Consider the following 13,109-nt stretch of genomic DNA (forward strand, 5'->3'; position numbering starts at 1 on the left):
CAGAGGAGTCACCGTGTCCGCGCTACTGGACCTCTCCGCGCGCATCATCGACAGCGGAGATCACACCGAACCCGTCAACCGCATCACCCAGGAGCTCTCCGAGCTCACCGACGACGTCGCGGTTGTCGAATCGTTCTCGCACTGCATCGCCTTCCGCACCGGCGAGGGTCTGGTGCTCTTCGACGCCAGCCACGCCGCCACCGGAACCCAGGTCGTCGCCGCGCTACGCGGCTGGAGCGACGCGCCCGTGCACACACTCGTCTACACCCACGGCCACCTCGACCACGTCGGCGGCGGCGCCGCGGTGCTCGCCGACGCGCGGCGGCGAGGTGACCCGGCGCCACGCGTCGTGGCCCACGAGAACGTGCCGCGGCGTTTCGACCGCTATGCCGACACCGACGGCTACAACGTCCTCATCAACCAGCGGCAGTTCGGCTGGCTCGCGGACAAATCCGCCAAGCCCGAGAACGGCGCCGGCGAGCTGAGCGAGACCGTGGGCTCCGTCGACCGCGGCTGGCTGCCCGCGGACCTCGTCCGGCCGGACACCCTCGTCCGGCAGTCACTCGAACTGTCCGTCGGCGGGCTCGACATCGAGCTCAACCACGCGAAGGGCGAGACCGACGACCACCTGTGGGCGTGGCTTCCGGGCAAGCGGGCCGTCTGCACCGGCGACCTGCTCATCTGGCACTTCCCCAACGTCGGCAATCCCCAGAAGGTCCAGCGCTACCCGCACGAATGGGCCCAGGCCCTGCGCGCGATCCTCGCGAAGGAGCCCGAGCTGCTGCTCCCCGCGCACGGCCTGCCCATCGCAGGTCGCGCGCGCATCGCGACCGTGCTCACCGAGGTCGCCGACGTACTGGACCACGTCGTGCGCGAGACCGTGGCGCTGATGAACGAGGGCGCACCACTGAACACGATCCTGCACACGGTGTCCGTGCCCGAGACCGCACTGGCCAAGCCGTACCTGCGGCCGCTTTACGACGAGCCCGAGTTCGCGGTCCGCAACATCTGGCGGCTCTACGGCGGGTGGTACGACGGCAATCCCGCCCGCCTCAAACCGCCTGCCGACACCGCGGTCGCCACCGAACTGGCCGCGCTGACCGGCGGCGTGACAACGCTCGTGCGCCGCGCCGAGGAGCTCGCCTCGGCCGGCGACTTCCGGCTCGCGTGTCAGCTCCTCGAATGGGCGGCCGACGCCGAACCCGCCGACACCGATGTCCACCGGGCACGGGCCGCCGTCTACAGTGCCCGCAGCGAGGCCGAGACGTCCCTGATGGCCAAGGGCATCTTCACCTACGAAGCTCGGCGTTCCGAGCGGGTTTCGGCTGAATCATGAGGACGCGCGGCGACGGAACAGGCCGCGCAGCGTGGTCGCGAAGACAGCGACGACCGTATCGTGGTCGACCTGTTCCGGGTCCGTGCCGTGCTCGAGCGCCAGTCCCAGCCGCAGCGACTGCAGGGTGAGCGCGAGCTGCTCGGCGGGCACGAGCAGCTCCGCGCCGAGCTGCTCGCACGCGGTAGTGAGCGTGGTGGCCAGCTCGTCGCGCAAAGCTCTGCGGACCCCGACGTACGCCTCGCGCACGTCGGGGTCGTGGCTCGCCTGCTGGGCGATCTCCACGAGCAGCCGCGTCCAGGTGCCCTCCTCGACGATCCCCCGTGCGTAGGCGCGCGCGGTGTCCTCCAGCACCCCCTCGGCCCGGTGCTCGGCGTCGAGCTCGATCGAGGTCACCGCGATCTGGTGCCGGACGTGCTGCCCGATCAGTTCGGCGAGCAGCGCGTGCTTGCTCGCGAAGTTGGAGTACACCGCGCCTTTGGTGAACCCCGCGACGCGGGCGATTTCGTCCAGCCGCGCCGCCTGATAGCCACGCTCGGCGAACACCTCGGCCGCCGCGTCGAGCAACCGGCGACGCACCTCCTCACGCCGCACGCGCGGAACCGGCCCGCTCACCGCGTTCTCCTCACGGGACCCAGCAGTCATGCCCCACACGATACCGCCGGTATCGAACATCGCCGTCACCGGCGCGCCGACCCGGCCCGAAACGCGGGACCGGGCTACGGCAGCGGCCCTTGTGGACACGCTGGGCCGGCCGGACCGGTCGCGATGGAGAAGGGCACCAGCGATCTCACACTACCGGCGCGGTCCTGCCACCGAACCGGTCGGCCATGACGGCGGTGACCGACGACAACCACCCCGGTCCGACCGTGGGTCAGGCCCAGTTCCGGTCCGGGAACAGGCCCGCGATCACGGGAGGCTGTCCACCCAGTCGATGACGGTGCGCGCGTAGAGCTCCGGGTCCGCGCCGTGCATCGAATGCGGCATCTCGGGAAACGACCGGTAGGTGAAGGGCTGGCCGGCGGCTTCGATGATGCTGCGAACCCTGGCGACCTGGAGATCGGAGATCGCGCCGAGCAGATGTCCTGTCGTGGGGTCGATGTCACGGTAGTGGTGGGTGAACAGCACCGGCACCCGGACGCCTCCCAGCATGGTCGCGTGGTCGCAGCCCGCCGTGACCGTGCCGGACACGAAGGAGCGCGCCCACTCGGGGTCGTACTCGAGGAGGTTCTGCGCCGGCCGGTCGTCGGTGTCGGCCTCCTCCTCGGACGCCGCCATGGCGCTGAGGCTGTCCACCAACGCGGCCGGAAGCTCGTCAGGCAACGCCTTCTGCATGCCGCGCCAGTCGCCGATCGACCACTGGTCACCGAGCCATTTGTGCCGCGACTCCAGTACCGGCCCCATGGCCTGCCGGATGGACGGGCCGCAGGCGGGACGGGTCTCGGAGGCGAACAGCGGCGGATCCTCGTAGACGGCCCCACGGATCTGGCCCGGCTTGGCGAACGCGGACAGCCACGCCGACAGCACGCCGCCCGAGGACAACCCGGCAACCAGCGTCGGACGGCCGATGACGAGGTCGATGAACCGCACCAGGTCGTTGCCGAGGATGTCCAGGGTGTAGCGGCCCGGCGTCCACGTCGACCGTCCCTGGCCGCGCAGGTCCACCGCGTACGCCTGGAACTTCTCCCCCAGCAGCGTCAGCGCGCGTTCGTAGCCCCACCACGACTCGCTCTGCCCCGGGATCAGCAACAGCGCGGGAAGCGCGGCGTCCCCGGCGACCGCGTAGTTCATCCGGATTTCGCCGAGATCCACGGTGTGCTCACCGAATGCGTGGGGCACGAAGATGTCGGCCCTGTCGGCGGCTTCGGTTTTCGTCATGTTCGCTCCGTTTCCGGTTCGGCTGGAATCGCTGTGCCGGTGGGGACCGGCGGCCGGGTCATCCGGCCGAGTGTGCGCCCGTCATCAGCGCGGCGAGATCGTCGGGTTCGAGGAACGACGGCGGTGGCGGCGGTCCCCACGCATAGAGCCCGGCGAGGCCGTGCAGTACCTCGGGACTCCACAGTTCGTCCTCGGGAACGGTGTCCATGTCGGAGTAGTACTCGGAGAAGTTCCCCGCGGGATCCTTGAGATACCAGAAGAAGTTGGCTCCGGCGTGATGGCGTCCGAGGCCCCAGATGTGGCGCTCGGGATTGCCCTGGAGCATGCCGTACGCGCCACGGCCGACCTCGTCCACGTCGTCGACCTGCCAGCTGGTGTGGTGCAGGAAGTTCACCGGGGCGGCCATGACCAACACGTTGTGGTGCTCGACCGAGCACCGCAGGAACGCCGCCCGCTCACCCATGTAGTCGCTGACCTTGAAGCCGAGCCCGTCGGTGAAGAACATCGTCGTCGTGGCGAGGTCGGTGCTGCCCAGCACGGCGTGGCCGAGCTTGCGTGGCCGCACCGCCTCCGTACGGGACAAGAACGGCGCCCGCCCCCACCTGTCGATGCGGCCGGGCCCGTTGTACGGCGTCGCCTCCGGCACCGGGTCGACGGCGACCCGTGGCCGCACCGCGACGCGTACGGTTGTGCCGGTGACGGGCTCGACCGCGCGCAGCGCGCTCGCTTCCCGCTCCAGCGGTACGCCGAGCGTGCCGAGTCTGCTCGCGATCGCGGCGATGTCGTCCTCGTCGTCAGCGGCGACGGTCAGCTCGATCAGCCGTCGCGTCGGCGCGTGCGCGATCTCGAGTTGCTCGCCACCGTCGCGGGTGGCGAACACGCCCTCGCCCCGATGTTCGAGGCCGAAATCGGTGTAGTAGCCGATCGTCTCCTCGACGTTGGGCACGCCGATGGTGACCTTGCCCAGTCCGTGCAATGTCATGACAGCGTGCCTTTCTCGTCGGATACGGCAGCGTGCGCGCCGGGTGGGTCGACGAAGGTCTGGTGCAGCTCGCCGATCCCCTCGATCCAGCTGTCGAGCCGTTCACCGGCGCGCAGGAACCGTCGAGGGTCGCGTCCCATGCCGACTCCGGCCGGGGTACCGGTGAAGATCACGTCGCCGGGATACAGAGTGACGGTGCGCGAGAGCGCCGCGACCAGCTTCGGCAACGGGAAGAGGAGATCCCTCGTCCGCCCCTTCTGCATCTCCTCGCCGTCGATGGCGCAACCCAGCTCGACGTCATCGCGGTCGGGCAGCTCGTCCGGGGTCACCAGCCACGGACCCTGCGGCGAGAAGCCGGCGAAGGACTTGCCGAGGCCGAACTGCGGTGCGGGCCCTGCCAGCTGCGAGACCCGTTCCGAGAGGTCCTGCCCTGCGGTCAGTCCCGCGATGTGGTCCCAGGCCGACTCGTCGTCGATGTCGCGGGCCTCCCGGCCGATCACGGCGACCAGCTCGATCTCCCAGTCCACGTCGCCGCCGGGCGGCAGCACCACCTCTGTGTCGGGCCCCGCGAAGCTGGAGACGTACTTGGTGAACACCGGCGGCAGCTGCGTCGGCACGTCGAAACCGGACTCCGCGGCGTGAGTCCGGTAGTTCAGTCCGACGGCGAACACCTGACGCGGCGCCGGGGACGGCGCTGCCAGACGCGCGCGGTCGATGACGACCGCGCCCTCGGCTGAGCGCTCGACGTCGGCCTCGGCCGCCCACGCGGCGAAGGATTCCCATCGGTCGTACAGCGACGGCAGGTCGGGGCCGAAGCGCCCGCCGGACGCGACGGCGACGTCGACACCGGTCTCGGTGCCCGCGTCCCCGTGCACCAGCACGGCGCGCTCGTTCAGGTTGGCAATCCGCATCAGTCTTCGTTCTCCTCGCCAGATCGGGATGTCACGCCGAAGTCGCCGGACTCCGGTGGTCCACCGTCGGGTTCGCGGGAGGGCTCCCGCCATCGACGGCGGCGCGGTACCGCGCCAGCAGCGCGGGGATCGTGCCGTGCTCGGTCACCGCACCGGTGATGTAGTGGTCGGGGCGCACCAGGACGGCGGCGATGCCGTGGGTGCCGAACCAATGACTCCATTCGCCGCTCTCGTCGACCAGGTCCGGTGTGCCCGTCCCGACGGTCAGCATGGGCACGCGCGCCTGCTCGCACGCCTGATGCGCGGCGGGATCCAGTTCCGCGGCCGCCCGATCGCCGGTGGCGAGCAGCAGCGGTCCGTAGCCGGTGAGCTCGTCGAGTGGTCCGCGACGAGCGGCCCGCCGCACTGGGTACTGCGGCGCGAGAGTGCCACGCAGGGCGGGCACCCCGATGTCCTCGGCGGTGACGCCGGGCCCCAGGATCGGCTGCTCGCTCACCGGCAGGACCCGAGCCGGGTCGGCGCCCCCGTCGATCATGCGCGCGTCCCGCGCGGCGGCCTGGTCCTCGTCGAGTACGCAGATGACCTTGCCGAGCGCGATCGACATCGCGATCGCATGCTGCACGTGGACGCGACGCTCGGCGGTGTAGGTGTCGAGCAGGCCGATGCCGGATCGCCCGCGCAGCACGCGATCCAGCTTCCACGACAGGTTGGCCACGTCCCGCAGCCCCGAGCACATGCCCTGCCCGGCGAAGGGCGGCATCTGATGCGCGGCGTCACCGGCGATGACCAGCCGGCCACGGTTCCAGCGTTCGGCCCACCGCGCGGCGAAGGTGTAGACCGCGTGGCGTTCCAGCCTCGTGTTGTCCGGCGTACGATCCCAGGCCTTCAGCAGTTCCCACGCTTTTTCCTCGGTGTCGAGTTCCTCGCGGGTCTCCTCCGGCCTGCGCATGAACTCCCACCTCCTCCTGCCCGGCCCGCCGGAGACGACGGTGGTGGGTCTTGCCGGATCGCACAGCTGCCAGTTCATCGGTGACCACTCGCGTTCGTCGAGCGGAATCGTGTCCACGATCAGCCAGTCGTAGAAGAAGCCGTGATCCGGCATCGTCGTGCCGAGACGCTCCCGCACGAAGCTGTTGGCACCGTCGCAGCCGACCACGAACCGCCCGTGTACGCGCTGCCGCTTCGCGAGCGCGCCGGTGAAGCTCACCTCCACGACATCCCCGGTGTCGACGACGTCGACCACCTCGGCACCGCGAAGGAGGGTCACGTTGTCCATGCCCTCCACCGCGTCGGAGAGCACGTTCTCCAGTTCGGGCTGGCAGAAGAAGTTCGCGGTCGGCCAGCCGGACGGTCCCGTCCCCGACCAGTCGATGCGCACCAGCGCCTGCCCGGCGGCATTACGCCACTCGTAGTGGTCCGGCACCGGCTGCGACACCGCCCGGATCTCCTCGGCGAGGCCCATGTTCTGGAAGATCCGGCCGATTTCGTCGTCGAAGTGCACCGCGCGCGGCAACGGATACGCCTCGGGCCACCGTTCGAGCAGCAGCACCTCGTGGCCGCGTAAGCCGAGCATCCGTCCCAACGCGAGCCCCACCGGCCCGGCACCCACGATCACCACGTCGTGAACTGTGTCCCGCATGTCCGCCTCTCCCGCTGCCTCGCACTGCCCCCTGTCTACACCCTCATATTCGAATTGGTCAATCTACTTTCGAATATTCGAGTCGCACTCGACAGCTGCTAGCGTGTTCGCATGGCAAGTTCGGAGCGACCGACCCGTAGCGCCGGTATCTACGCACGCATGCGCGCGGACATCCTCGGCGGACGACTCGAACCAGGGCAGCGGCTGAAGTTCCCCGAGCTGTCCGAGCGCTACGCCACGAGCGTCGGCTCGGCCAGGGAGGCGCTGACCCAGCTCGTGGGCGACGGGCTGGTGCAGAGCCAGCCGCGACAGGGCTACCGGGTGGTACCGCTGTCGCACGAGGATCTCGCCGACCTCACCGTCGCCAGGGTCGAGCTGGAATCGCGGGTGCTGTGGCTGTCGGTCGCGAACGGCGACATGGCATGGGAGTCCCAGGCCGTCGCCGCGCATCACGTCCTCGCCCGCACACCGTTGTTCAGCGACGAGGACGCCGACCATCCCAGCGACGCGTGGTCGGCCGCGCACGCCGCTTTCCACCAGGCACTGCTGGCGGGGTGCCCGAACCGGCGCCTGCTGACCGCCGCCAGAGCCCTGCGCGAGGAGGCCGAGCTGTACCTGCAATGGTCGGTGTCCTTCGGCACCGAACCCGACCGCGACCTGCCCGCCGAGCACGCCGGACTGCTCGACGCCGCGACGGCCCGCGACGCCGATCGCGCCTGCGAGCTGCTGCGCGACCACATCGCGCACACCGCGCAGCTGGTCATCCGGGGCGCCCCCGACGAACCCAACACGGCGGCCGGCTCCGCCACCACCGGGGGCCGGTCATGACCGCCGGAGGCGAGCTCGTCGACGTCCACAGTCACTTCGTCACCGACCACTACCGCACCGAAGCCCAGCAGGCGGGCCACGCTCTCCCGGACGGCATGCCCGCGTGGCCGGAATGGAGCGCTGACCGACAGCTGGAGCTGATGGACACGCACGGCATCCGTACCGCCGTGCTGTCGACGTCGTCGCCCGGCGTGCACTTCGGCGACGACCGCGCGGCTGCGAGGCTGGCACGTCACGTCAACGACACCGCCGCCGAGCTCGAACGTGACCATCCCGGCCGTTTCCGGCAGTTCGCTTCGCTGCCGTTGCCCGACGTGCCCGCCGCGCTGGCGGAAGCCGAGCGGGCACTGGAGGAGCTCGGCGCCGCCGGATTCACCGTCGAGTCGAACATCGCCGGCACCTATCTCGGCGACCCGCGCTTCGAGCCGCTGCTGACGCAGCTCAACGACCGCGGCGCGGCGGTGTTCATCCATCCGACGTCCCCGCCGTGCTGGGAAGCGGTCTCGCCCGACCGGCCGCGGCCGATGCTGGAGTTCCCGTTCGACACCACCCGCGCCGTCGCCGATCTGCTGCTGCGCGGAACCCTCGTACGATACCCCGGCATCCGGTTCGTCATCCCGCACTGCGGCGGCACCCTGCCGCTGCTCGCCGACCGCATCGAACTGTTCCGGACGGCGTTCATGTCCACAACGGACCAGCCATCGACCAGGGAACAGCTGTCCCGCCTCTGGTACGACCTCGCCGGCACACCGTTCCCCGCACAGGCACCGGCACTCGTCGAGCTGGTCGGCACCGACCGGCTGCTCTACGGCAGCGACTTCTGCTTCACGCCTCCCCCAGCCGTCGCCGGACAGGTCGCGTCGCTGGACGCCGCGGCGAACCCGGAGCCCGGCATCGGTTGGCGGGAGCTGACGACACGCAACGCCGAGGAGCTCCTGAAACCGTGACACCCGGCGCAACGGTGAGGACCGGCCACGCGACAGTGACGTCGTCGAGGACCACATACGCAGGACTCCGACGCTCCTTTTGACGATATGGTCATAGATGATGATATCATCAGAATAGGCTGGTGAGCGGTCCTCGGGTGGACCGCGTGCCGATCGGCCCGGCGAACCTCGAACGATCCCCGGAGTCCTCATGACCGGCGTGACGATGTTGTCCATACCGCTTGCCGTCATCTTCGCCACGCTCGGCATGGCCAAGATCCTGGCGATCGCGCCGATGCGCCAACTCGCCGCCGACGTCGGCTTCTCCGTCGCGGCCTACCGGCGAATCGGCGTACTCGAGCTGCTCGGGGCCGCGGGCGTGCTCGTCGGGCTGGCGGTGCCGTTCGTCGGTGTCGTCACGAGCGCGGGCCTGGCGGCCCTGTTGGCCGGTGCCGTGATCACGCACGTCCGCAACCGCGATCGGGTGCGGAAGCTCGTCCCGTCGCTGATCTGCGGGCTGCTGGTCGCCGGCCACTTGACCGCCTTGGCGCTGTCCCCGTGAGCGCACGGTTCACAGTCATCGGCACGGGCAGCTATCAGCAGAACCGGAGGCACGTCATGACATCGAGCATCGAAGCACTCGCACGTACGCGGCAGCGGCTCGCGACACTCGAGACCTTCGCCATCTTCATGCGGCCGACCGACGAGTTCCGCAGCAGCGACTCCGAGGAAGGCGCCGCGATGCTGGTGAAGCATCTGGAGTACCTGTTCGACCTCGAGGATCGCGGACTCCTGCTCGCGTCCGGACCGCTCGACTTCGACAGGGAACGGATCGAGGGGATGTGCATGGTAGCGGTGGCGTCGCGATCCGAGGCCGAACGGATCGCGACCCGGGAACCGTTCCATCAGGCGGGCTGGCGGGTCAATGAGGTCCGCAGCTGGCGCGTGAACGAGGGGACCCTCATCGCGCCGATGTCGGCGGCCATCGCGGGAGGACTACGCGACGAGCACCGCCGGTGAATCTCCGCTCGACGTGCCGGCCACGGGCTTCGGCAGCGGACATTCCGCCGTCACGGCAGGAAACACAGTCAGCTTCGACCGACTTCGAACAGGAGAGCGCAGATGGATCTCGCGCTTGAGGGCAAGCGCGTCCTCGTCACAGGAGCGAGCAAGGGCATCGGCCTCGCGATCGTCCAGGCGTTTCGCGCCGAGGGAGCCGAGGTCGTCGGCGTGTCCCGGAGGAGCACACCCGAGCTCGAGGCGACCGGTGCCACGTTCGTGCCTGCCGACCTCACCGAGCCCGACGCCCCGCGACGAACGGTCGAGCGCGTGCTCGAGTCGGATCCGCGGCTGGACGTCCTCGTCAACAACGCCGGCGGAGGCGACTCTTCCGGCGACGTACTCACCGATCCCTTCGGCGGCCCACCCGAGGCCTGGGCGCACTTCTTCGCCTTGAACCTCGGCGCCGCCGTGGAGGCGACCCGTGCTGCGCTGCCCGCGCTGACAGCGGCGCGCGGTGCGGTCGTGAACATCAGCTCGCAGGCCGCCCGTGACCCGCGAGGGGCACCGCTTCCCTACTCGGCGGCCAAGGCCGCGCTCAACGCCTTCTCCCGCGGACTGGCCGAGCTGGTCGCGGAATCGGGCGTCCGGGTCAACGTCGTCACCCCTGCCGGCACGCGAACCCCGTTGATGACGGGCGACGAGGGTTTCGGGGCCAGCCTGGCCGCGAGCAGGGGCATCGACCTCGATGCCCTGCTGACGAAGCTGCCTCGGCAGTCCGGAATGGTGACCGGCTCCTTGATCGACCCGGCCGAGATCGCGCGCGCGGTGCTGCTGCTGGCCTCGCCGACGATGGCGAGCGCGATCGGCTCCAACTGGCTGGTGGACGGCGGTGCGCTCAAGGCCCCGTGACACCCACCGCTGCCGTGCCTACGGGTCGGTGGGTGTCCGTGCGCAGTCGCGCACCGTCGACGCCATCGACGCGAGGAGCGCGAGCTTGTCGGCGTCGCCCGTGTGCGGTTCCGCGTGGTAGACGACGAGCATCATGCCGTCGTGTCCGTTGACAGTGAGTTTCTCGCGGTCGAGCCGGATTGGACCGACCTGCGGATGGTCGAAGGTGAGGGTGGCGCCGGCGCGCGGTCCGATGTCATGGCGGGCCCAGAGCCGTCGGAAGTCGCGGCTGGCGATGGAGAGTTCCCCGACGAGCTCGGTGACGCGGGGATCGTCGGTCGCGGTTCCGACGGTGCGCCGGAACCCCGCGACGAGCGCCGCGGCAGCGCCCTCCCACTGCGGGAACAACGCCCGCTCCTCGGGGTCGAGGAAGACGTCGCGGAGCCGGTTACCGCCGAGCCGCAGCCGCGGCGAGATCGCCGTCGCGAGCCGGTTGGCGGCCAGCACGTCCAGGTAGCGGCCCTCGACGAACGCGGGAAACGGAAGCTGCGCGACGAACCGGGCCGTGCTCGACGGCAGGTGCTCGCGGCGAGGCGTCGCCCGTCGGCGAGGCCCTTCGACGGCGAGGCTCAGCAGGTACGAGTCGTCCTCGAGCTGCAGCACCCGCGCGATCGATTCGAGTACCTGCGCCGACGGGTTGCGGTCACGCCCCTGCTCCAGCCGGAGGTAGTACTCGGCGCTGATCCCCGCGAGCATCGCGACCTCTTCACGACGCAGGCCGGGCACGCGCCGCTTCCCGAGTACGGGGATCCCGACCTGGTCGGGAGTGACGAGCTCGCGGCGAGCCCGCAGGTACTCGCCCAAAACGTTCGACCGGTCGGGCATACCCACACCGTAACCACCGACGACGCGTGCGCGGGTAGGTCCTGGCACTACCAGTGTCGCGAGGGATCTCGCTGACACCGACGGCTCCGGGGAGGCTCGGCTCCAGGTCGGACATCGCGACCGACACGAACCGAAAGGAACACCTCCCATGCCCCGAACGCTCGTCCTCGTCACCGGCGGCTCCGGCTTCGTCGCGGGACACTGCATCCTGCGGCTGCTCGAACACGGCTACACCGTGCGCACGACGGTCCGCTCACGGTCCCGCGAAGCCGACGTCCGCGCCGCGCTCGAAGCGGCCGGGATGCATCGTGGCGACGCACTCTCCTTCGTCGAAGCCGATCTCACGCGCGACGACGGCTGGGGCGCCGCGATGCGGGGCGCCGACTTCGTGCTGCACGTCGCGTCACCGGTCCACACCGACGCGGTCGCGGACGAGCACGCGATCATCGGCCCCGCGCGTGAGGGCACCCTGCGGGTGCTGCGCGCCGCCACAGCCGCCGGGGTCAAGCGCGTGGTCCTCACCTCCGCGTTCCACGCGGTGGGCTACGGCCACGGACACGTCGATCGCGTGTTCACCGAGGATGACTGGTCGCCCGTCGACGGACCCGGTGTCGACGCCTACGGCAGGAGCAAGATCCTCGCCGAGCGCGCGGCGTGGGATTTCGTCCGTGACGCGGGAAACGGGATGGAGCTCACCACGATCCTCCCGATCGCCGTCATGGGCCCGGTGCTCGGCCGGGACGTCCGCGGCGCGAACCAGATCATCCAGCGCAGCCTGAACGGCCAACTGCCGGGCTACCCGAACATGTACGTACCCATCGTCGACGTCCGCGACGTCGCGGCCGCACACGTCGCCGCCATGACGGCGCCCGACGCCGCGGGGCAACGCTTCCTCGTGGGCAGCGGAGAGCCGGCCGTCGCCATGAAGCAGATCGGCGCGACGCTGCGACACCACCTCTGCGACGCCGCGAAGCACGTCCCGACGCGAACCGTCCCGAACGTCGTCGTCCGGCTCACGGCGCTGTTCAAGGCGGAGTTCAAACCCGTCGCCGCCGACCTCGGCTACGTCAAGCGCGTCTCGAACGAGAAGTCCCGCCGCGTGCTCGGACTCAACCCACGGAAGGCCTCCGAGGCCATCCTCGGGGCGGCCCGGAGCATGCTCACCGACCCCGCGGTCCACACCGGACGCTCACGACGACACTGAAGCCCCGCTGACCACGCGAACCGGCACCAGTGGGGCACCTGATCACGAGAGTTCAGCCGGCCCCGCCTCTGCCACGGCGTCGAACGCCGCATCTGCCTCCCGCGCCAGCGCGTCGGCGTCGTCACCGGCGAGGCGCCACGCCGTGCGGTAGCAGGCCAACGCGATCTGTGAAGCGAGGACCGCCGCGGAGCGCGGTGTGCCGCGCGCGAGCAGATGCTGCTCCAGGCGGTCGCCATAGCGCCGAAGTTTTCGCGCATGACGGTCCGCGAGCTCGGGATGCTTGTCCACCAGCCTGGCGTAGGCCGCGTGACGCGCCTCGGCGCACAGCGCCACCACCAGCCGTCGCGATTCGGCAAGCGCCGCCGCGAGATCCGGCAGTGCCGGGCCGTCACCGGACTCCAGCTCCCGCAGCGTGTCGCTTTCCTGGGCGAACACCACCTCTTCCTTGTCACCGAAGTACCGGAAGAACGTCGTGCGACCCACCTCGGCCAGTGCCGCGATGTCGTCGACGGTCACCTCGCCGAAGCCGCGTTCGTCGAACAACGTGAACGCGGCCTCGGCGATCCGTTCCCGGGTCTGCCGGCGTTTACGATCGCGCAGCGATTCCCCTGTGGCGGTGTCGGCGTTCATCAC

General features: G+C 70.1%; 14 protein-coding genes. 7 read left to right on the forward strand and 7 right to left on the reverse strand.

Going from position 1 to position 13,109, the window contains the following annotated elements; genetic code table 11:
- The first annotated feature begins 13 nt into the window (after nt 1-13).
- Entirely contained in the window at nt 14-1,336 is a 1,323-nt protein-coding gene (locus HNR02_RS28160; RefSeq protein WP_179776581.1) for an alkyl sulfatase dimerization domain-containing protein, read from the forward strand.
- Here HNR02_RS28160 and HNR02_RS28165 read toward each other — a convergent pair.
- The 5 genes from HNR02_RS28165 to mhpA form a co-directional block, all read right to left on the reverse strand.
- On the reverse strand, nt 1,331-1,978 hold the full coding sequence (locus HNR02_RS28165) for a TetR/AcrR family transcriptional regulator (RefSeq protein WP_218914303.1): 648 nt from the start codon (nt 1,976-1,978) through the stop codon (nt 1,331-1,333). The two genes, HNR02_RS28160 and HNR02_RS28165, sit on opposite strands and share 6 nt — an antisense overlap.
- Before the next feature lie 264 nt (nt 1,979-2,242).
- Complete coding sequence (locus HNR02_RS28170) at nt 2,243-3,211, reverse strand: alpha/beta hydrolase (RefSeq protein ID WP_179776582.1); 969 nt, start codon at nt 3,209-3,211, stop codon at nt 2,243-2,245.
- 58 nt (nt 3,212-3,269) lie between these two features.
- Nucleotides 3,270-4,193 (reverse strand): VOC family protein, encoded by a 924-nt coding sequence (locus tag HNR02_RS28175; protein WP_179776583.1) that lies wholly within the window; start codon nt 4,191-4,193, stop codon nt 3,270-3,272.
- Nucleotides 4,190-5,104, reverse strand: a complete 915-nt coding sequence (locus tag HNR02_RS28180; RefSeq protein WP_179776584.1) for a fumarylacetoacetate hydrolase family protein — start codon at nt 5,102-5,104, stop codon at nt 4,190-4,192. The genes HNR02_RS28175 and HNR02_RS28180 overlap by 4 nt, the downstream gene beginning before the upstream one ends.
- A gap of 31 nt (nt 5,105-5,135) precedes the next feature.
- Complete coding sequence (gene mhpA, locus HNR02_RS28185; RefSeq protein WP_179776585.1) at nt 5,136-6,743, reverse strand: bifunctional 3-(3-hydroxy-phenyl)propionate/3-hydroxycinnamic acid hydroxylase MhpA; 1,608 nt, start codon at nt 6,741-6,743, stop codon at nt 5,136-5,138.
- Between the two features lie 111 nt (nt 6,744-6,854).
- On the opposite strand from mhpA, the gene HNR02_RS28190 reads away from it, so the two are divergent.
- The 5 genes from HNR02_RS28190 to HNR02_RS28210 all read left to right on the forward strand — a co-directional run bounded on the left by HNR02_RS28190 (nt 6,855) and on the right by HNR02_RS28210 (nt 10,408).
- Nucleotides 6,855-7,571 (forward strand): GntR family transcriptional regulator, encoded by a 717-nt coding sequence (locus HNR02_RS28190; protein WP_179776586.1) that lies wholly within the window; start codon nt 6,855-6,857, stop codon nt 7,569-7,571.
- A complete protein-coding gene (locus HNR02_RS28195; protein WP_179776587.1) occupies nt 7,568-8,518 on the forward strand; it encodes an amidohydrolase family protein in 951 nt (316 codons plus the stop codon). Before HNR02_RS28190 ends, HNR02_RS28195 begins: the two co-directional genes overlap by 4 nt.
- A gap of 190 nt (nt 8,519-8,708) precedes the next feature.
- A complete protein-coding gene (locus HNR02_RS28200; RefSeq protein WP_179776588.1) occupies nt 8,709-9,059 on the forward strand; it encodes a DoxX family protein in 351 nt (116 codons plus the stop codon).
- 56 nt (nt 9,060-9,115) lie between these two features.
- Nucleotides 9,116-9,517 (forward strand): YciI family protein, encoded by a 402-nt coding sequence (locus HNR02_RS28205; protein ID WP_179776589.1) that lies wholly within the window; start codon nt 9,116-9,118, stop codon nt 9,515-9,517.
- Nucleotides 9,518-9,619: 102 nt separating this feature from the next.
- Nucleotides 9,620-10,408 carry an SDR family NAD(P)-dependent oxidoreductase gene (locus tag HNR02_RS28210; RefSeq protein ID WP_179776590.1) on the forward strand — a complete coding sequence of 263 codons (789 nt, stop codon included), beginning with the start codon at nt 9,620-9,622 and terminating at the stop codon, nt 10,406-10,408.
- Between the two features lie 18 nt (nt 10,409-10,426).
- Here HNR02_RS28210 and HNR02_RS28215 read toward each other — a convergent pair whose 3' ends face one another.
- Nucleotides 10,427-11,272 (reverse strand): helix-turn-helix domain-containing protein, encoded by an 846-nt coding sequence (locus HNR02_RS28215; protein ID WP_179776591.1) that lies wholly within the window; start codon nt 11,270-11,272, stop codon nt 10,427-10,429.
- Nucleotides 11,273-11,420: 148 nt separating this feature from the next.
- Here HNR02_RS28215 and HNR02_RS28220 point away from each other — a divergent pair, with 148 nt between their 5' ends.
- Nucleotides 11,421-12,476 (forward strand): SDR family oxidoreductase, encoded by a 1,056-nt coding sequence (locus HNR02_RS28220; protein ID WP_179776592.1) that lies wholly within the window; start codon nt 11,421-11,423, stop codon nt 12,474-12,476.
- Nucleotides 12,477-12,518: 42 nt separating this feature from the next.
- Here HNR02_RS28220 and HNR02_RS28225 read toward each other — a convergent pair whose 3' ends face one another.
- On the reverse strand, nt 12,519-13,106 hold the full coding sequence (locus HNR02_RS28225) for a TetR/AcrR family transcriptional regulator (protein WP_179776593.1): 588 nt from the start codon (nt 13,104-13,106) through the stop codon (nt 12,519-12,521).
- Nucleotides 13,107-13,109 lie beyond the last annotated feature (3 nt).

Source organism: Amycolatopsis endophytica, from assembly GCF_013410405.1.
GTDB lineage: Bacteria > Actinomycetota > Actinomycetes > Mycobacteriales > Pseudonocardiaceae > Amycolatopsis_E > Amycolatopsis_E endophytica.